Source organism: Streptomyces sp. DSM 116795, assembly GCF_055792905.1.
This window is the reverse complement of sequence record NZ_CM147707.1, coordinates 5,754,492-5,773,080: the sequence shown is the minus strand read 5'-3', so window position 1 is coordinate 5,773,080 and position 18,589 is coordinate 5,754,492. Positions and strand designations below refer to the sequence as shown.

The following is an 18,589-nucleotide window of genomic DNA, read 5'->3' as shown; positions in this document are numbered from 1 at the left end:
GGTCCGCCCCTCACCATCCGCCCCGTGCGCGGCGCTTCAGCAGGGCGGGCGCAGACGGCAGGATGGGCCCCATGCGTATCGCGGTCACCGGTTCCACCGGCCTCATCGGCACGGCACTCTCCCGCTCACTCCGTGCGGACGGGCACGACATCGTCCGCCTCGTGCGCCGCGCCTCCCAGGACGCGCGGCGTTACGAGAGTGCGGGCCCTGCCCCGGTGGCCGGGGGCCCGCCGCCGTCCGAGGTGATGTGGGACCCGAAGGGCCATTACGTGGACACCGCCGGGCTCGCCGGCTGCGACGCCGTCGTCCATCTCGCGGGCGCGGGCGTCGGGGACCGGCGCTGGACGGCCGCGTACAAGAAGGAGATCCGCGACAGCCGCGTGCTGGGCACCGCCGCCGTCGCCGACGCGATCGCCTCGCTCGACGAGCCGCCGCGCACGCTGATCGTCGGCTCGGCCATCGGCTACTACGGCGACACCGGCGCACGTGCCGTGGACGAGAGCGCACCGCCCGGTGACGACTTCCTCGCGAACGTCGCCCAGGAGTGGGAGGAGGCGGCGGCCGCGGCAGCCGAGGCCGGAATCCGTACGGTCTTCGCGCGCACCGGTCTCGTCGTCGCACGTGAGGGCGGCGCCTGGGGGCCGCTGTTCCGCATCTTCAAGGCGGGCGTCGGCGGCCGCATGGGCAGCGGCAACCAGTACTGGAGCCATATCGCGCTGCACGACCACATCGCTGCGCTGCGTCACCTGCTGGACCGGGACGATCTGTCGGGCCCGTTCAACCTCACCGCGCCCGAGCCCGTCACCAACCGGGAGGTGACCGCCGCTATGGGCCGCGTCCTGCACCGGCCGACGGTGTTCCCCGTGCCGGCACCGGTGCTGCGGGCGGCGCTGGGCGAGTTCTCCAAGGACGTGCTGGGCAGCCAGCGCGTCCTGCCGAAGCGGCTTCTCGAATCGGGTTTCAGCTTCGCGTTTCCCGGCATCGAAGACGCGGTACGCGCCGCATTGCGCTGACGGTACGGCCGGGCACCCCGTGGGTGTCTCCCGCTCCCGGGGCTCCCACTCCCGGGAATGGGCCTGCCGCGCCGGACGGCTTGATCGAAGCGGTGTGCGACCGCTGTGCGCCCGTGCTCTGCCCGTGTGCCACTGACCGCAACCGGACCGCTGCGTAGAGTCCGGATACTCACGGTTCACCAGCTCCGGTGAGGGCAGTACGGAAGCAGGACGGCCCCGCACCGCGCGCCGACCACGGGAGGCATCGTGCGCTCCACAGAGACAGCACGCTCCGGCCGTACACCGACTCCGGACACCGACGTCGTCATCATCGGCGCGGGGCTCGCGGGCCTCGCCGCCGCACACCATCTGACGGACGCGGGCCTGCAGGTCACGGTGCTGGAGACGACCTCCCGTGTGGGCGGCCGGATGGCCACGGAGAACGTCGACGGCTATCTGCTGGACCGCTCCGGGAGGCTGCTGTGTCCCGACTGGCCGGAGTTCCGGCGGCTCCCCCCGCTCGCCACGCTGGAGATGCGTCCCTTCGCTCCCGGCGCCCTGCTCCGCGCCGACGGCCGTACGCACCGGATAGGCGACCTGCGCCGCACCATCGGGCGCCTTCCCCGCGCCTCCCGTACCGCAGTCACGGACGCCGCGGCGCGCGCCGGCCGCGCCGAACGGGCCGACCGGCGCACAAGGAGCGCACTCACCACGGCACGCGCCCTCGCCGGGTCCCACGGCCCTTCCGCCTGGGGCATCTCGCGCCGCGGGCAGGGCTGGGGCATCTCCCGCCGCAAGCAGGGGAACGGCACCCTCGACCTCGCCCGGCTCCGAGGCGGGCTGGCCCGCTTCGCGGCCGTGCCCTCCGACCGGCTGCTCGCCCGTACCGAACTCCCCGCCGCCCAGGCCCTGTCGGCGCGCGGGCTGCCCGCACGCACGGTGGGATCGCTCGTACGTCCGCTGCTGTCCGCACTGCTCTGCGATCCCGCACTGACGACTTCCAGCCATGTCGCCGACCTGACGCTACGCGCGTTCGTGAGGGGCGGCTGCAGCCTGCCGGCCGGCGGCATGGCCTCGGTCCCGGAGCTGCTGGCGGCCTCGCTGCCCGAGGGCACCGTGCGTAGGGACGTCACCGCCGTGTCCGTCACCACGAACTCGGTGACCACCCGCGACCACGGCACGCTCGCCTGCCGCGCCGTCGTCGTCGCCACCGGTGCGGCCGACGCGGGAGAGCTGCTGCCCGGACTGCGGGTGCCGGACTTCCACCCCGTGACCGTCCTGCACCACGCCGTCGACGAGGTGCTGCCGCTGTCGCCTTCGCTGCTCGTCGACGGGGACGCGGCACGCCAGGGGCCCGTGTCGCACTCGTGGGCGGCCTCCGCCGTCGATCCCGGGCGCGCACGGCCCGGACGTGCGGGCCTGGTCACCTCGGTGGTGCTGGGCGCGGCGGCCGGCGAGCCCCTCGCCGCGCTGGAGTCGGCGGCCCGCTCCCAGCTGGCCACCCTGCACGGCGTGCCCACCGGGCGCTGGAGCCTGCTCGCCGCCCACTACGACGCGCAGGCCGTTCCGGCGATGCCGGCGCCGCACGATCTGCGCCGTCCGGTGCGGGTGCTCTCCGGCCTGTATGTGTGCGGCGAGCACCGTGACACCAGTACGGCTCAGGGCGCGCTCGTCTCGGGACGGCGGGCCGCAGGCGAAGTGCTGCGCGACTTCGGTCTGCCGCTGCCGCTGACCGACGGGCCGCTCACCACGGCGGCCTGAACGGCGCGCGCACGCCCATCACTTCGCCGGTGCCGTCCGCGCCGGCGACGACCCGGGCGACGCCGGCGACGTCGGCAGCCGTACGGTGAAGTGCGCGCCGCCCTCGGGCGCGTGCGCGGCGGTGACCGTGCCGCCGAGACGTTCCACGAGGCGCGCCGCCAGCGCGAGTCCGAGACCGGTCCCGACGGGCCGGCTGCCGCGGTAGCGGCGGTGCAGCCTGCCGTGTTCGAAGGCCACGAGCAGGTCCTCGTCCGAGAGGCCCGGGCCGCCGTCGCGTACCGAGAGCGCGATCCCTCCCCCGGGAGCGCGCGGTCCGGCGTGACCGGCGGCACCGGCGGGCACCTCGGCCCCGCCGCCGTCGGCGGGCGGTGCGTCGAGCGCGACCACCAGCGGTGCTCCCGGCGCGACGCGGCCCGCGTTCTCCATCAGGATGTCCAGGACCTGACGCAGCCGTCCCGGGTCCGTGCCCAACAGGACCGGATGCGGGGGCAGTTCGGTGCTCAGCTCGGTGCCGGACCGCTCCAGCGAAGGCCGCCAGGCGGTGACCGCGCCGGCGGCCAGCGCGGTGACGTCGACCTCCTCCACATCGAGCGTGAAGTCGTCCGCCTGCAGCCGTGCGAGGGCGAGCAGATCGGTCACGAGACGTTCCAGCCGTCCGGCCTCGGTCAGCACGGTACGGCCGGCGTCCCGCGCGACGTCCTCCTCCGCGGACAGGACACCGTCGGCGAGGGCTTCCGCGTAGCCGCTGATCGTCGTCAGCGGGGTGCGCAGTTCGTGCGACACGGACATCAGGAAGTCCTGCTGCCGCCGCTCGCTGACCTCCAGCGCCGCGGTCAACTCGTTGAGCGCGGCGGCGAGTTCGCGCACCTCCTCGGGCGGGGTCAGCGGCAGCCGGCAGCCGCGGTCCCCCTGCCGGATGCGGTCAGCGGTGCGGGCCGCCTGCCGCAGCGGACGGGAGAGGCGGCGGGAGAGCGCCACGCCCGCGAGGGTGCCGGCGGTCGCGCCGGCGGAGAGCGCGAGCGCCAGCCCCAGCCCTGCGGTGTCGCCGCGTGCCTCCTCGACGGACTGTGCCAGCACGACGCCGCCGGCCGCTCCGACGGGGCGTGCCTCGATGAGCACCTCGCGGCCGTCCTCGCGCGTGACGCGGGTGTGCGCGGGCACGCCCTCCCGGAGCCGCCGCGTGACCCGCGCGGGAACCCAGCCGCGGTCCGGGGTGTGGGCGCGTACGAGGGAGATGCGGATGCCGTTCCCGCGCATCAGCCGGGCCAGCTGCCGCACCCGGTCCGGGCGTCCGGTGCGCGCGGCGAGCATGGTCGCCGCGAGGTCCGCCTGGTCGCGCAGCGCCTCCCGTGCCTGAACCGTCGCCGCCTGCCGTACGAGCGGGACCGCCGCCGCCGCGGTCGCGAGCACCGAGACGAGGGCGACGAGAAGGGTGACCAGGACCGTACGGGACGTCATCCGCCCCATGCGGCGGCCGCGCAGCAGCTTCCCGGCCGGCCCGGCCCGCAGGGCGGAACCGGTGGAACCGGTGGAACCGGTGGAACCCGCGGCAGGGGTGGCACCCGCGGCATCCTCGGTACCGGCCGACTCGGCGCGCCCGGCGGGCGGTTCAGTCCTCGACGCTGTATCCGACACCGCGTGCCGTCCGGATAGTCCCGGCTGCGGGCCCCAACTTGGCCCGCAGCTGGGCGATGTGCACGTCGACCGTGCGCGCGCCCGCGTCCGAGCGGTGTCCCCACACCGCGGCCAGCAGATCGCTGCGCGTACAGACGCGTCCCGGCCGGGTCATCAGGTGGGCGAGCAGGTCGAATTCGGTGGCCGTCAGCTCAACGCGTTCCTCCCCCACCGAGGCCCGCCGGCGCGGCACATCGACCTTGAGCGGCCCGACGCAGCGCACGGACTCGGTGACGGCGCCCGAGGTGCGCCGCAGCACCACGCGTACGCGGGCGACCAGTTCGCGCGGACTGAACGGCTTGGTGATGTAGTCGTCGGCGCCGAGCTCCAGCCCCAGCAGCCGGTCCACCTCCTCGTCGCGGGCGGTGAGGAACAGCACGGGCGTCCAGTCCTGCTCGCTCCGCAGCCGCCGGCAGACCTCGGTGCCTTCCATGTCGGGCAGCATGACGTCGAGGACCACCGCCACGGGACGGTGACGGCGGGCGGCGGCCAGCGCCTGCTCACCGCTCGACTCCGTCATCACGGTGAAGCCTTCGCGCACGAGATACGTGCGGACCAGCTCTGCGATCGCCGGCTCGTCCTCGACGACCAGTACGAGACCGCGGTTCTGCCCTGTCAGGACTCCTCCTCCGCCCGTCGTCCCCCGGTACGGCCGGCCGGCATCGCCGCCCGCGGGCGGGGGCTCATTCACCCGGCGCGGGCGCCTTCGGTATCTCCTCTCGGCACTCCGCACCCGCACACCCTTGCAGTTCGTCGAGCCGGCCGTCGAGGAACGTGCGGACCTTCCCGTACGCGGGGTCGCCGTGGCGCGAGGTCAGCTCGTGCGGATCCCCGGCCAGGTCGTACAGCTCCCTGCCGCCCCTGACGTAGCGGATGTAGAGGTAGCGGTCCGTACGGATCGCCTCGTACGCCGCGGACTTCGGGCCGCCCCGTCGCTTGCCGTCCTTCCCCGGCGCGGGCGGCGACGCCTCGCCGTCCTGGTCCAGGTCCCCGGCGCCCGCGGCCCTGCCCGCGGAGGCGTCGTCGCGCGGCGGAGCACCCGCCGGCCGCGAACCGCCGCCGCCTGCAGGGTCCTTGACCGGGGCGCGCCGTGCGCCTTCCGCGATCTCCTGCAGCACCGGACGGTCGCTCCGCCTGCCCGGGTCGCGCCCGTACGGCAGCAGCGAGCGGCCGTCGAGGGAGAGGTCCGGGTCCGCTCCGCCGATGTCGGCGATGGTGGCGGCCAGATCGGCGTTGCCGGTCAGCTCCTTCGAACGGCCGCCTGCGTCGAGGCCGGGACCGCGCATGAGCATCGGCACCTGCCCGGAGGGGCCGTGGGCGAGGAACTTGCCCGTGGGCACTCGGTGTTCACCGAAGAAGAATCCGTTGTCGGAGGTGAACAGCACGTAGGTGTTGTCGAGTTGGCCCGTTTTCTTGAGGGTGTCCATCAGCTTCTCCACGGCCTCGTCCACCGCGAGCAGCGACTCCAGACGTCCGCGGTAGCTCTCCGTGATCCGCTCGGTGGTCCCGGCGTCGAGGTCGGGGCGCTCACGGAGGAACGCCGGCTTGTCCCGCATGTCGTCCTCTCCGTACGCGGGATTCCGGGGCAGCTTCTCGTCGGCCAGCTCGCCCTCGTGGCGCGGTGCGGGCCGCGGGGCCTCCCCGACGTTCGGCTGCCGGCGGTCCTTCTCCTCGTCCCCAGCAGGTTTCTCCCCCGCCTTCTTGCCCTCCGAGTGCGGCGCGAGGAAGGCGAGGCTGAGGAAGAACGGCTTGTCCTCCTTCGCCTTGCGCTCGATGAAGTCGGCGCCTTTGTCGCGGTACACGTCCGTCTGGTAAAGCTCCGGGTCCTCCTCGCCGGGCTCTCCGTACGTGTGCAGCTTGCCGTTCTCGTTGAGCTGGTAGCCCCACATCCTGTACGTGGAGCCGCTCACCGAGCCGCGCCATTCGTCCCAGCCCGGCGGCACGTGCTCGGGGTCCTTGTCGCCGTAGCCGTTCGGGTACTTGCCGATGTGCGAGGTGACGTAACCGGCCTTCTGCATCCACACCGGCAGCGTCTTCTTCTCGTTCAGTTTGTCGTAGCCGCCCTGCGGTGCCTTGTTGTGCCGTACGCCGTTGTTGTGCGCGAACTGCCCGCTCAGATAGGTCGAACGCGAAGGGCAGCACAGCGGTGTCGAGGGGTGGTAGCGGTCGAAGGTTACTCCCTTGTCGCCCACCAACTCCCGCGTGTGCGACATGATCCGCATCGACTCCAGCCACTGATCGTCGGTCATCACCATCAGCACATTGGGCTTCTTGGCCTCTTCCGTGCCCGCTCCGGCGCTGCACCCGGCCGTCGCGGGAAGCAGCAGAAGCAGGCCGAGCATGCAGGCCACAACGGGCCTCGCCGGGCTGCGCCGCATCACCGTCCCCCTCTCCTCGTCCGTCTCCTTCGGAGCCAGCATCGGCGAGCCGTGTTCGAGGAGTGTGAAGGCTGCGTACGGATGCGGTCAGCGCACCGGCCGGGACTCCCAACGTCCCTTGTGACCAGGGATGTTGGCGGATCCGTTGTCAGTGCCGCGCGGTATTCTGGGAACCAGAGAACGACGCGGATTCCAGGCCTGTTCAGCACGTCAGCCCGTCGCCATGTCAGCACGTGAGCACGTCACGACACCAGTACGTCAGCACGCCAGTACGTCAACACGTCACCCACGTAACGACGTTCACGGAGGTCGCCGATGACCGCAGCCACAGCCAGCACTCCGAATCCCCCTCTGCCGCTTGCCTTCCCCGCCGCCCCCGTACCGAAGAAGCGGCTTCCGGCCGGCCGCCCGCGCGAGTGGTATGTCTCGCACAACCGCCAGTTGAAGGCGATGCGCATAGCCATCGCCCTGCTCGACTCCGGCGTCTACACGCCGGGCCAGGCCCGCGACCACACCATCCGCCGCACGGCGGCCCGCATCGGCGTGCATCCGCCGTCCGGCGCGACGTGCAGGCTCGTACGTTCCCTGCTGCCCTGAGCCTTGTCCGGCCGGGATCAGCCGACATGCTGGTCCCGGCCGTCCTCACACCGCCGGACCTTCGCCGTCCTGGTCGAAGACCGTTGCGGCGGAGCAAAACCTGCCGCGACGGCTGGCGACGCCTGCGGCAAACCCGTTCGGTGCCGCTCCCGGCCAGGCCGCGGGACGGCACCGCCCGCGACGTCAGGAGCCGGGGCCGCTCTCCTCGCGGTCACGGGTCTCACCGTCTCGGGCCTCGCGGTCACGGGTCTCGCGCCATCCGGCCACGACGGCTTCCACGTCGTACGGCGTCAGGTTCAGCGGCGGGCCGGACAGCGGCCGGCGGATCGCCTCTCGGATCTTGTCGTTGATCCCGCCGACGATCCGCCGCACCTCCTTCTCCGACCGCGCCCGTGCGGCCGCCTTAAGAGCCTCCTCGGCCTCCTTGCGGAGGGCGAGGGTCGGCGGCAGGTGGGACAGGCCCTCGTCGCGCATCTTCTGCTTGAGCCACCAGTTCTCGTCGTACGGCGCATTCGCGTCCCGCAGCGGCTTGCCCGCGCCCGGAAGATCGGCGAAGGCCCCGCGCTCCTCCGCCTCGCGGATCTGCTTGTCGACCCAGGACTCGAAGTCGATGCCCGGCGGCTTCCGTTCGGTCATGGGGCCATTGTCCCGCAGCCGGACGGGCGCGGACAGCCCGCGCCAGGCCGCCGACAGGCCCTGACAAGGGCCTTCCCGGAATTTCTTCCGCCGGAATCCCCCATGCCGTAACGGACGTCACACAGGCCCGAAGACTGGCTGTTCTCTTCCCTCATGGCTGCGTACACGGCTGATCACAGGCATGAGCGGGCCCCGGATGAAGAATTCCGGCATTGACGCTCTCCGGGCCGCTGCCTAACGTCCCGCCCATGACCCCGCGAGCAAGCGCCGACATGATCGATGCGCTGGATCGCCGCATCATCGCGGCGCTCCAGCTCAACGGTCGTGCTCCCTGGGCAGGCATAGCCCGCTGGGCGGGGACGAGTGAATCCACCGCCCAGCGCCGCTTCAACACCCTGCGCGAGCGCAAGCTCCTCCATGTCGTCGGCGCCGTCGAACTGGACCGCACCGGCGGCGGCTCGTCGATGCTGGTGCGCGTGCAGGCGCGCCCCGGCAAAGGGCTGGAGCTCGCGGAGCTGCTGGCCGAGTGTCCGGAAGCCCGGTTCCTCGCCCTCGTCACGGGCACAGCCGACCTGATCGTCGACTTCGTCGCCCGCGACAACGAAGAGCTGCTGCGGCTGCTCTACACCGATCTGCCGGGCGCCCACCTCATCGCCGGCACCGAGCACGTGGCCGTCATCCGCACCTTCACCTCGGCGGCGATGTGGGACACGGGACTGCTGCCCGAGGAGGCGGTGGCCGATCTGCGTCCCGCGCAGTCGCCCGCGTACGAGCGGGTCGACTGGGACAAGGCCCCGCAGCCGCTCACCGAACTGGAACGCGCCGTCGTCGGTGAACTCGCGACGGACGGACGGCTTCCGGTGACCACCGTCGCCCGGAACCTCGACCGCGGCGAGTCCAGCGTCGCGCGTGCGCTGGACCGGATGGTCGGCCGCGGCTGCCTGCAGTTCCGCACTCTCGCGGAGCCCGCGCTGCTCGGCTACGAGGCCGAGTTCATGCTCTGGCTCTCCATCGACCCCGGAAGTCTGGAGGCCGCCGGCAGGCAGCTCGCCAAGCATCCGGGGACGAAGTTCCTCGCGGCGGCCACGGGCCGGTTCAACCTGGTCGGCCACATGGTGCTGCCGCGCCGCACCGACCTCTTCCGCTACACCGACGAGGTCATCGGCGCGCTGCCGGGCCTCAACGGCTCGGACGTCACGCTCCATCTCGTCACGCTCAAGGGCGCGTGGACTCGCATGGACCAGTTCGACGCCTAGCCGACGCTCCGGCCCGGTCCCCCGGCCCGGCCCGTCCTCCAGCCCGTCCCGATCCTCCAGCCCGACGCACGCCCCCGACACCCGGACGGGGAGGGCGCGACGCCGCCACCCGTCCCTGCCACGGAGGCCTCCGTACGCCCGCCGCCTCCCCGTATCCGCCCGCCGTCCCGAACTCCCCTGCGAGGCACCATGTCCACTCACGGTCCCCCGGCCGCCTCCGCCGGTCCCCCCGCGCACGCGCCCTCGGCCGCCGACGCCGCCAGGCCCTCGTGGCAGTGGCCCGAGTCCGTCTGGCGCGGCCACGTCGACGCCGTACGCGCCGGACGCGGGCTGCTCCCGCCGCGCTGGCCGGACGGGGCACGGGCCGCGGTGGCGCTCTCCTTCGACTCCGACCACGAGACGATCCCGCTCCGCGACGGCGAGACCAGCCCCGGCCTCCTCGCACAGGGCGAGTACGGAGCACGAAAGGGCGCCGGGCGGGTGCTGGAGCTGCTGGAGCGTCACGGCGTGCCCGCGACGTTCTTCATGCCCGCCGTCTCCGCCCTCCTCCACCCGGACGAGGCCCGGCGCTACGTGCACGAGGGCCACGAGGTCGGCGTGCACGGCTGGATCCACGAGCGGAACACCCTGCTCGGCGCCGACGACGAGAAGACGCTGATCCTGCGCGCCCTGGAGACCCTCTCGGACATCACCGGACGGACGCCCACCGGGATCCGCACCCCCTCCTGGGACTTCTCCGACTCCACGCTGGAGACGATCCTCGACCTCGGCTTCCTCTACGACTCGTCCCTCATGGCCGACGACGAGCCGTACGAGGTGCTGGCGCACGGCACGCCGACCGGCCTGGTGGAGATCCCCGTGGACTGGATCCGCGACGACGCCCCGTACTTCACGATGGACCGCTTCGGCGCGCTGCGCCCCTACACCCGCCCCCGCGACGTGCTGGAGATCTGGAAGGACGAGTTCGACGCGGCCTACCGCGACGGCGGCGTCTTCCAGCTCACCCTCCACCCGCACGTGATCGGCCACCGCTCGCGGCTGGTGATCCTGCGCGAACTGCTGGACCACATCGGCGGCCACCACGACGTGTGGTTCGCCACCCACGACCAGCTGGCCGGCGCGGCCCGCGAACAGCTCGCCCGGCCCGCCGCGCCCGACGCCGGCACCGGACCCATCGCCGGCACCGCGCCGATGACCGGCACCGCACCCACCGCACCGACGGAGCGCCCCTGATGAGTACCGACACCTCTCCCGCCTCCGCCGGTCCCGGCGGCCCACCGCCGCCCGCGGGCAGGCTCACACGCGCGCAGCGCAAGGCGATCCTGGCCGGCACGGTCGGCAACACCGTGGAGTGGGTCGACTGGGCGCTCTACTCGATCTTCGTGAAGGTCATCTCGGAGGTGTTCTTCCCGAAGGCCGAGGGCGCCGTCGCGCTGCTCTCCACGCTCGCCGTCTTCGCCGTCGGCTTCGTCGTACGGCCCGTGGGCGCGGCCGTGCTCGGCGCGTATGCGGACAAGTTCGGGCGGAAGAAGGGCCTCACGCTCACCGTCGGGCTGATGGCCGGCGCGTCCTTCGTGATCGCCCTGACCCCCGGTTACGAGACGATCGGCGTCGCCGCGCCCGTCGTACTGCTGATCGCCCGGCTTCTGCAGGGCTTCTCGGCGGGCGGCGAGTTCGGTTCCTCCTCGGCCTTCCTCGTGGAGTCCGCGGCGGCCGGGCGGCGCGCGTTCGCCGGGTCCTGGCAGCAGGTCTCCGTCGGCGCGGGCACGCTCATCGCGTCGCTGCTGGGCACCGTGCTCACCTCCGCGCTCAGCGACGACGCGCTGCACTCCTGGGGCTGGCGCGTCGCATTCGTCGTCGGCGGGCTGCTCGGTCTGGTCGGGCTGTGGCTGCGCGTCTCCGTCGAGGACACCGACTCCTTCAACAAGGCCGCGCAGAGCGGACGTTCGCGCCGCAACCCGCTCGCCGCGATGTTCCGCGAGCACCCGCTCGGCGCGCTGCGCGTCGTCGGCATCACCATCGCCGGCACCCTCACGTACTACGTGTGGATCACGTATCTGCCGACGTACGCGAACCTCGCGACCGGCATACCCATGGACAAGGCGCTGCTGTCGCAGACCATCTGCCTGGCGATCTTCATCTCGCTGCTGCCGTTCGTGGGGAAGCTGTCGGACCGCATCGGGCGCAAGCCCACGATGGCGGGCTTCGCCGGCGGCTTCGTCGTGCTGTCCTGGCCGCTGCTGCACCTGCTGAGCAACAGCTTCGCCAGCCTCTTCTTCGTACAGCTGACGGGCATGCTGCTGATCCTCGGCTACTCCGCGAACTGTGCGGTGATCATGGCGGAGCAGTTCCCTCCGGAGGTGCGGGCCACCGGCATCGCACTGCCGTACGCGCTGGCCGTGGCCCTCTTCGGCGGGACGGCCCCCTACGTCACGACCTGGCTCAACGACGCCGGTCACGGCGGGATGGTGTGGCTGTACGTCGCCACGGCCGCTCTGATCTCGCTGGTCGTCTACCTGACCATGCCGGAGACGAAGAACAAGGAGTTCGACTGATGGGGCGGGCGCCCGGGTCCAGACACGTCCTGGTGACCGGCGCGGCCGGCGGCATCGGCCGTGCCGTCGCGGAGGCCTTCGCCTGCGATGCCGGAACCGAGCTGACGCTGGTCGACGCCGACCCCGGCGGGCTCGCCGCGGCGGCGTCGGCGCTGGACGCCGGGCAGCTGTGCGTGGACCTGGCCCTGGCCCGCGGCCCCGGTGAGGCGGTGCGCCGCGCCTGGGAATCGCGGGGCGGCGTCGACGTCCTGGTCAACGCCGCGGGCATCTACCCCTCGCTCGACATGATCGACGTGTACGCGGACGCTGCCGGGCCGGACGGGCCGGCCACCGGCGCCGAAGCAGCCGGTGCCGAAGCAGCCGGTGCCGAAGGATTCGCCGCCGAAGGAGCCGGTGCCGAGTTGTGGGACCGGATCTTCGCCCTCAACACCCGGGCACCGGCGCTGGCCACGGCGGCGCTGGCCCGCCGTGCCGTGGCGGCGTCCCGTCCGGCGTCGGTGGTCAGCATCTCCTCGGGCGCGGCGCTGCGTGCCCGTCCCGGCGGCGGCCCGTACGCGGCTTCGAAGGCCGCCCTGGAGATGGCGACTCGGGCGGCGGCCCTCGAACTCGGCCCGCACGGCATCCGCGTCAACGCCGTCAGCCCCGGATTCGTACCGGTCGGCAGCGACTGCAATCCGGTCGCGCCTGAGTACGCGGCGGCCGTGTCCGCCAACCCCCTCGGCCGGCCGGGCACTCCGCGGGACATCGCCCGCGCCGTGCACTGGATCGCGGGCGAGGAGGCCGCGTGGATCACCGGCGAGATCCTGCGCGTCGACGGAGGTTCCGGCGCGGGCGCGGGCCATCTGCCGCGGCTGTGGCCCCCGGAGCGGGCGGACGCCGCACACGACGAGAGGGAAGGAAGCAGGGCATGAGCGGCGACGCGTACACCGTCGTGGGCGGTGGAGCCATCGGCGGCACCATCGCGCACAGCCTCGCCCGCGCGGGTCATCCCGTCACCGTCGTCGACTCAGATGCCGGGCACGTCGCGGCGATCAGGGAGCGCGGCCTGACGGTGGACCACGGCGGCGGCCGCTTCGCCGCCGTACGCGTATCCGCCACGACCCCCGAGGAGTTCGACGCCGAGCACCCGGACGGCGAAGGCGACAGCGGTGGCGACCCGCCGGCCCGGCGGCTGTCGCGTGTGCTGCTCGCCGTCAAGGCGCAGGCCACCGAGGGCGCGATGCGCTGGATCGCGCCGAGGCTCGCGCCCGGCGGCTACGTCGTCTCCGTACAGAACGGCTTCAACGAGGCGCTCGTCGCCGAGCACGTCGGCGCGGATCGCACCGTCTCCGCGTTCGTGAACATCTTCGCGGACGTGACGGCGCCGGGTGTCGTCCGGGACGGCGGCCCAGGCGCGTTCGTCGTCGGCGAGCCCGGCGGGGCACCGGTCTCCGGGCGCGTCCGCCGCCTGGTCGAGGATCTCCAGGCCTGGGGTCCCGCCCGCGCCACCGACAACGTCGAGGGCTATCTGTGGGCGAAGGCGGGCTTCGGTGCGATGCTCGCTGCGACGTCACTCGCGGACGACGCGATGGCCGACCTGATCGACCGTCACCGCGGGTCGATGTACGCGCTGGTGCATGAGGTGTTCGCAGTGGCCGAAGCCCTGGACGTACGGCTGGAGCCCTTCGACGCCTTCGAGGCGCAGGCGTTCCGGAAGGGCACTCCCCCGGCCGTCCGGGAGGCCGCCACCGACCGGCTCACGGCATGGCTGCGCACCCAGCCCAAGGACCGCAGCGGCATCTGGCGCGACATCGCGGTGCGCCGCCGTCCCGTCGAGGTGACGACGCACTACACGACCGTGTTCGAGGAGGCGGAACGCGCGGGCATCGCGACGCCCGTGCTGCGCGCGGTCATCGGCGGGCTGCGGGAACTGGAGCGGGATCCCGGCGGGATGTCGGAGTCGCGCCTGTACGACCTGGACCGCCTCGCCGCCGCGCACAACCCGCCGTCCAGCGGGGCGACTTCGGCCCCGGCCGGTTCCGTCCCGGCTCGCACGGCGGGCTCTGCCCGGGAGCACTCCGTCCCGGCTCGCACCACCGGCTCCGCCCCGGATCACCCCGTCCCGGCTCGCTCCCCCGGCAGCCTGCCTTCCGCGCCGCGGCTCAGCGCGGCCGGAGCCCGCTCCGTACAGAAGTGGCTGGAGGAGCACCGCGAGGAGATGGTCCGGAACCTCGCGGCGTACACCGCGCACGGCAGCTCCAGCGACGACCGGGCGGAGCTCGGCACCTGTCTGGAGTGGCTGCGGCGCTGGCTGGACGAGTCTCTCGGAGCGCCCGGCACCGCGGGAGTCACCGAGGAGTTGCTGGAGCGCCAGGATGCGGGCGGCGTCGTCGTCCGCCGCTACCCGGCCCAGGCCACGGACCACGGGCGGACGGACGGCCACCGGGACGGCGACGGCGCCCGCAGCGCCACCACGGCGCGGCCCTCGACGCAGCCCCCGGCGCAGCCGGTGCTGCTGCTCGCCCACTACGACACGGTGTGGCCCACCGGCACCCTCGCCCAGTGGCCGTTCCGGCGGGACGGCGAGAAGATCACCGGCCCCGGCGTCTTCGACATGAAGGCCGGCCTGGTGCAGGCGGTCTGGGCGCTCCGGGCACTCGACGCGCTCGGACTGCCGCGCCCCGCCTGCACGCTGATGCTGAACGGGGACGAGGAGACCGGCAGCCTCGCCTCCAGCGACGCCATCGTGGCCGAGGCGGCGGCTTCGCGTGCCGCGCTCGTCTTCGAGGCGGCTGCCGGCGGAGCGGTCAAGACGGCCCGCAAGGGAGTCGGCCTCTTCCGGCTCACCGTCGACGGTGTGGAGGCGCACGCCGGACTCGACCCGGCCGCCGGAGCCAGCGCGGTCGAGGAGGCCGCACACCAAGTCCTGCGGCTGGGCGCGTTGAGCGATCCGGAATCCGGCACCACCGTCAACGTCGGTGTCCTGCACGGCGGTACGCGCAGCAACGTCACCGCCGGGCACGCCGTAGCCGACTTCGACATACGGGTCGCCTCCACCGCCGAGCAGAAGCGGATCGAGGCTGCGCTCTCGTCCCTCTCCCCGGTCGATCCCCGTACGAAGATCGCGGTCACCGGCGAGTGGAACCGGCCGGTCTTCGAACGCACTCCCGAGGTGGCACGCCTCTACGGGCTGGCTCGCGCCTGCGCCGAGCCTCTCGGCCTGGATCTGCGGGAGACGTCGGTGGGCGGAGCGAGCGACGGCAACTTCGTCCTCGCGGCGGGCGTGCCCGTGCTCGACGGCCTCGGCGCGGTCGGCGGGGGCGCACACGCCCGCACCGAGCACACGACCGTCGGCGGCATGACGGAGCGCGCCGCGCTCGCGGCCGGGGTGCTCGCGGCGTTCGCCGGGTGATCCTGCTTCAACCCCCCTTTCCGGCAGTACAGTTGATCCTGCGAACGGCCGGATCAACGCTGGTCCCCGGACCAGGAGGGGGATGTCTGTGAGCAGTCTCAGCAAGGGTCTCGAAAAGGTCGAGGTGACGCTGAAGTGGGACCCGAGTCCCATGGGCGCGCCGGTTCATGATCTCGACCTCGTCGCCGCCACGTACACCGGCGACGATCCGCACGGAGACCCCGATTACCTCGTCCACTTCGACAGCCGTTCACCGGACGGCACGATCACGCTCAGCAGGGACAGCCGCACCGGCCAGGGCTTCGGTCCCGACGAGGCCATGACGCTGGAGCTGGAGCGTCTCGCACCCTCATACACGCGTGTCGTCGTGGGCGTGGCCATCCAGCAGGGCGGCGGGCGGATGACGTTCGGCGACGTGTCCAACACCCTCGTGGAGATCGCCGAGGGGTACACCAAGCTGGCGGCGGACGACTTCACGGGAGTGGCGGCCTCGACGGCTGCGACCGTGGCGGAGTTCGTACGCACGGACGGCGGGGCGTGGGAGCTGCGTGACGGGGTCACCGGTTTCGACACCGAACCGGAGTCCTTCGCGAGGGAGATGGGCCGCGGGATCTCCTGAGCGGAGCCCGGGGCCGCGCCCCGCACGCGTACTCCGGAGCCGCGACCGGGCCGCAGGCGGGCCGGACTTCCGCAGCCGGCGCGGGTGCCGACGCACACCTGCCGGTGTTGTGCCGGGATGCGGCCCCTGGGACAGACTTGCCGCATGAGCGATTCCCAGGGGTCTTCCGGGCCTTCCGGTTCTTCCCGGCCTTCCGGTACTGCCGGACCGTCCGGACCGTCCGGCTCTGCCGGCAGTGAGCTGACCGCCCGGACCCCCTGGGCGAACCTCCACCGGCCGCTGCGCCGGTTCCTGCGCACCGAGACGGGCAGCGCCGCCGTGCTGCTGTGCGCCACCCTCGCCGCGCTGCTGTGGGCCAACATCGACTTCGCCTCGTACGAGCGGCTGTGGTCGACGAAGCTGTACGTGGGCGCCGCCGACGGCAGGATCTCGCTGGATCTGCACGATTGGGTCAACAGCGGGCTCATGACGTTCTTCTTCTTCGTCGTCGGCCTGGAGGCACGCCGCGAGTTCGACATGGGCGATCTGCGCGAGCGGCGCAGGGTCGCGCTGCCCGCGCTCGCGGGGATCGGCGGCATGCTCGTCCCCGTAGCGATCTACCTCGCGTTCAACGCGGGCGAACCCTCCGCGCAGGGCTGGGGCGCGGCGATGTCGACGGACACGGCGTTCGCGCTCGGCATGCTCGCCCTGGTCGGGCCGCGCTTCCCGCGGCGGCTGCGGGCCTTCATGCTCACCTTCACCGTCGTCGACGACGTCATCGCGCTGGCCGTCATCGCCTTCGTGTACAGCGAACACATCTCTCCCGTACCGCTGTTGACGGCTTGCGGCCTCCTCGTCGTGGTGCTCGTGCTGCGGTACGCGAATGTCTCGTCCGGGCCCGTCTACGCGCTGCTGGGCGTCGCCATGTGGGTGGCGATGGTGGAGTCCGGTGTCGACCCCATCGTCACGGGTCTCGTACTGGGACTGCTGACGTACGCGTATCCGGCGTCGCGCGGCGACCTGGAACGGGCCAGCGGGCTCTTCCGCCTCTTCCGCGAGCAGCCGACGGGAGAACTCGCGCGCACGGCTCGCGTCGGGCTCGCCGCCGCCATCTCGCCCAACGACCGTCTCCAGAACCTCTTCCACCCCTGGACGAGCTATGTGATCGTCCCCCTCTTCGCCCTGGCCAACACGGGCGTGCCGCTGTCGGCGGAACTTCTCACGCGTGCCTTCACCTCACCCGTGACGCTCGGCATCCTCGTCGGTTTCGTCGTGGGAAAGCCCGTCGGGATCGCCGGCGTCTCGTGGCTGGTGACGCGCCTCAGCGGCGGCCGGCTGCGCCCGCCGGTGGGCTGGGCGGCGACCGTGGGCGGCAGCACGATCGCGGGCATCGGCTTCACCGTCTCCCTCCTGATCGCCGGACTGGCCTTCCACGGGGCGGAGTTGAACGAGGCGAAGATCGGCGTGCTCAGCGCGGCACTGTGCGCGTCCGTCGCGACGTGGGCGGTGTCCCGCGCGACGGCGATGCTGCCGCACCACCTCAAGGGCCGCGCGATGCTGGGCATGTCCGCGCCCCTGACCGATCTGACCACCGAGGTCGACGACGAACGCGACCACGTGCGCGGCCCGGCCGACGCGGCGGTCACGCTCGTCGAGTACGGCGACCACGAATGCCCGTACTGTGCCGGCGCGGAACCCGTCATCCGTACGCTGCTCGGCGGCCGCGACGACGTACGCCATGTGTGGCGCCATCTGCCGCTGACCGACGTCCACCCCAACGCGCAGCTGAGGGCGGAGGCGACCGAGGCGGCCGGGGCCCAGGGCGCGTTCTGGGAGATGCACGACTGGCTCCTGGCCAACCAGGAGGAGACGAGCATCGCCATGCTGGTCCACCGGGCCGAGGTGCTCGGCCTGGACACGGACCGCTTCCGCGCGGATCTGCGCAGCCGTGCCGGTGCCGACCGGATCGCCGAGGACATCGAATCCGCCGACGAGAGCGGGGTGTCGGGCACGCCCACGTTCTTCGTCAACGGGCGCCGCCACCACGGCCCGTACGACAGCGCGGGCCTGCACGCGGCGGTACGCGCGGCGCGGCTGCGGGCCGACATCGGCGGGTGAGAGCGCGTGTTGCCGCATTGCCGCGTGTTACTGCGGGGACGGCGGCGGAGGCGTCCATACGCTGCGAGGAAACCGACTGAAGCAGGGAGACGGACACCGTGCGACGCGAAGACCTGCCCGCCCCGGAGACGGGCATCCTCCTCACCCATTTCCTGACCGTGCGCGACGTGGCTCGGTCACGCGCGTTCTACTCGGACGTCCTCGGCGGCACCGTGGTGCTGGAGGAGAACCCGTGCATCGTCAGACTCGCCAACGGCTGGCTCATCATGAATCCGGGCGGCGGCCCCACACCCGACAAGCCCGAGGTGACGCTGCGGCCGCCCGAGAACCCGGACACCACCTCGAGCTTCCTCAACATCCGCGTGGCCGACATCCAGGAGTGCTATCGCGAATGGAGCGCCAGGGGCGCCGAGTTCCTCACCCCTCCCATCGACCGCAAGGCCGAACTGCGCTGCTACGTACGCGATCCCGACGGCTACCTCATCGAGGTCGGCCAGGCGACGGGACTGCTGGAGGGCATCCTCGCCGACCCGCCGGCGACCCCTGGCTGAGCAGGCATTCGCCGAACGTGCCGTCCTTTGGGCCTCGCTGCCGGGTGGTGCCCCAGGAATTCGCGGCCCCAGGGGACCCGGC

At 72.6% G+C, this 18,589-nt stretch carries 15 protein-coding genes; 11 read left to right on the top strand and 4 right to left on the bottom strand.

The window, feature by feature from the left end; genetic code table 11:
• The first annotated feature begins 62 nt into the window (after nucleotides 1-62).
• Nucleotides 63-1,013: a TIGR01777 family oxidoreductase gene (locus tag ACSMXX_RS24865; protein WP_473180924.1), complete on the top strand. Its 951-nt coding sequence runs from the start codon at nucleotides 63-65 to the stop codon at nucleotides 1,011-1,013.
• Between the two features lie 246 nt (nucleotides 1,014-1,259).
• Nucleotides 1,260-2,753, top strand: coding sequence for an FAD-dependent oxidoreductase (locus ACSMXX_RS24860; protein ID WP_473180923.1), 1,494 nt, complete (start codon nucleotides 1,260-1,262; stop codon nucleotides 2,751-2,753).
• Nucleotides 2,754-2,771: 18 nt separating this feature from the next.
• Here ACSMXX_RS24860 and ACSMXX_RS24855 read toward each other — a convergent pair whose 3' ends face one another.
• Genes ACSMXX_RS24855 through ACSMXX_RS24845 form a run of 3 tightly spaced genes read right to left on the bottom strand, consistent with a single transcriptional unit; the run spans nucleotide 2,772 to nucleotide 6,847 of the window.
• The gene (locus tag ACSMXX_RS24855; protein WP_473180922.1) at nucleotides 2,772-4,388 is read right to left on the bottom strand and encodes a HAMP domain-containing sensor histidine kinase; all 1,617 of its coding nucleotides are present in this window, start codon (nucleotides 4,386-4,388) and stop codon (nucleotides 2,772-2,774) included.
• Complete coding sequence (locus tag ACSMXX_RS24850) at nucleotides 4,363-5,118, bottom strand: response regulator transcription factor (protein ID WP_473180921.1); 756 nt, start codon at nucleotides 5,116-5,118, stop codon at nucleotides 4,363-4,365. Before ACSMXX_RS24850 ends, ACSMXX_RS24855 begins: the two co-directional genes overlap by 26 nt.
• Complete coding sequence (locus ACSMXX_RS24845; RefSeq protein ID WP_473180920.1) at nucleotides 5,111-6,847, bottom strand: sulfatase family protein; 1,737 nt, start codon at nucleotides 6,845-6,847, stop codon at nucleotides 5,111-5,113. Before ACSMXX_RS24845 ends, ACSMXX_RS24850 begins: the two co-directional genes overlap by 8 nt.
• Nucleotides 6,848-7,120: 273 nt before the next feature.
• Between ACSMXX_RS24845 and ACSMXX_RS24840 the strand changes: the two genes are divergently transcribed.
• Nucleotides 7,121-7,402 carry a hypothetical protein gene (locus tag ACSMXX_RS24840; protein ID WP_473180919.1) on the top strand — a complete coding sequence of 94 codons (282 nt, stop codon included), beginning with the start codon at nucleotides 7,121-7,123 and terminating at the stop codon, nucleotides 7,400-7,402.
• Nucleotides 7,403-7,585: 183 nt separating this feature from the next.
• Here ACSMXX_RS24840 and ACSMXX_RS24835 read toward each other — a convergent pair whose 3' ends face one another.
• Entirely contained in the window at nucleotides 7,586-8,038 is a 453-nt protein-coding gene (locus tag ACSMXX_RS24835; RefSeq protein WP_473180918.1) for a DnaJ family domain-containing protein, read from the bottom strand.
• 272 nt (nucleotides 8,039-8,310) lie between these two features.
• Between ACSMXX_RS24835 and ACSMXX_RS24830 the strand changes: the two genes are divergently transcribed.
• The 8 genes from ACSMXX_RS24830 to ACSMXX_RS24795 all read left to right on the top strand — a co-directional run bounded on the left by ACSMXX_RS24830 (nucleotide 8,311) and on the right by ACSMXX_RS24795 (nucleotide 18,507).
• Nucleotides 8,311-9,294: an Lrp/AsnC family transcriptional regulator gene (locus ACSMXX_RS24830; RefSeq protein ID WP_473184945.1), complete on the top strand. Its 984-nt coding sequence runs from the start codon at nucleotides 8,311-8,313 to the stop codon at nucleotides 9,292-9,294.
• A gap of 189 nt (nucleotides 9,295-9,483) precedes the next feature.
• Complete coding sequence (locus ACSMXX_RS24825) at nucleotides 9,484-10,527, top strand: polysaccharide deacetylase family protein (RefSeq protein WP_473180917.1); 1,044 nt, start codon at nucleotides 9,484-9,486, stop codon at nucleotides 10,525-10,527.
• Complete coding sequence (locus ACSMXX_RS24820) at nucleotides 10,527-11,849, top strand: MFS transporter (RefSeq protein ID WP_473180916.1); 1,323 nt, start codon at nucleotides 10,527-10,529, stop codon at nucleotides 11,847-11,849. The genes ACSMXX_RS24825 and ACSMXX_RS24820 overlap by 1 nt, the downstream gene beginning before the upstream one ends.
• Nucleotides 11,849-12,760 carry an SDR family NAD(P)-dependent oxidoreductase gene (locus ACSMXX_RS24815; protein WP_473180915.1) on the top strand — a complete coding sequence of 304 codons (912 nt, stop codon included), beginning with the start codon at nucleotides 11,849-11,851 and terminating at the stop codon, nucleotides 12,758-12,760. The genes ACSMXX_RS24820 and ACSMXX_RS24815 overlap by 1 nt, the downstream gene beginning before the upstream one ends.
• Nucleotides 12,757-15,240, top strand: coding sequence for a M20/M25/M40 family metallo-hydrolase (locus ACSMXX_RS24810; RefSeq protein WP_473180914.1), 2,484 nt, complete (start codon nucleotides 12,757-12,759; stop codon nucleotides 15,238-15,240). The genes ACSMXX_RS24815 and ACSMXX_RS24810 overlap by 4 nt, the downstream gene beginning before the upstream one ends.
• A gap of 88 nt (nucleotides 15,241-15,328) precedes the next feature.
• Complete coding sequence (locus ACSMXX_RS24805) at nucleotides 15,329-15,859, top strand: TerD family protein (protein WP_473180913.1); 531 nt, start codon at nucleotides 15,329-15,331, stop codon at nucleotides 15,857-15,859.
• Between the two features lie 144 nt (nucleotides 15,860-16,003).
• Nucleotides 16,004-17,956 carry a Na+/H+ antiporter NhaA gene (nhaA, locus tag ACSMXX_RS24800; protein WP_473180912.1) on the top strand — a complete coding sequence of 651 codons (1,953 nt, stop codon included), beginning with the start codon at nucleotides 16,004-16,006 and terminating at the stop codon, nucleotides 17,954-17,956.
• A gap of 98 nt (nucleotides 17,957-18,054) precedes the next feature.
• Nucleotides 18,055-18,507: a VOC family protein gene (locus ACSMXX_RS24795; protein ID WP_473180911.1), complete on the top strand. Its 453-nt coding sequence runs from the start codon at nucleotides 18,055-18,057 to the stop codon at nucleotides 18,505-18,507.
• The last annotated feature ends 82 nt before the right edge of the window (nucleotides 18,508-18,589 follow it).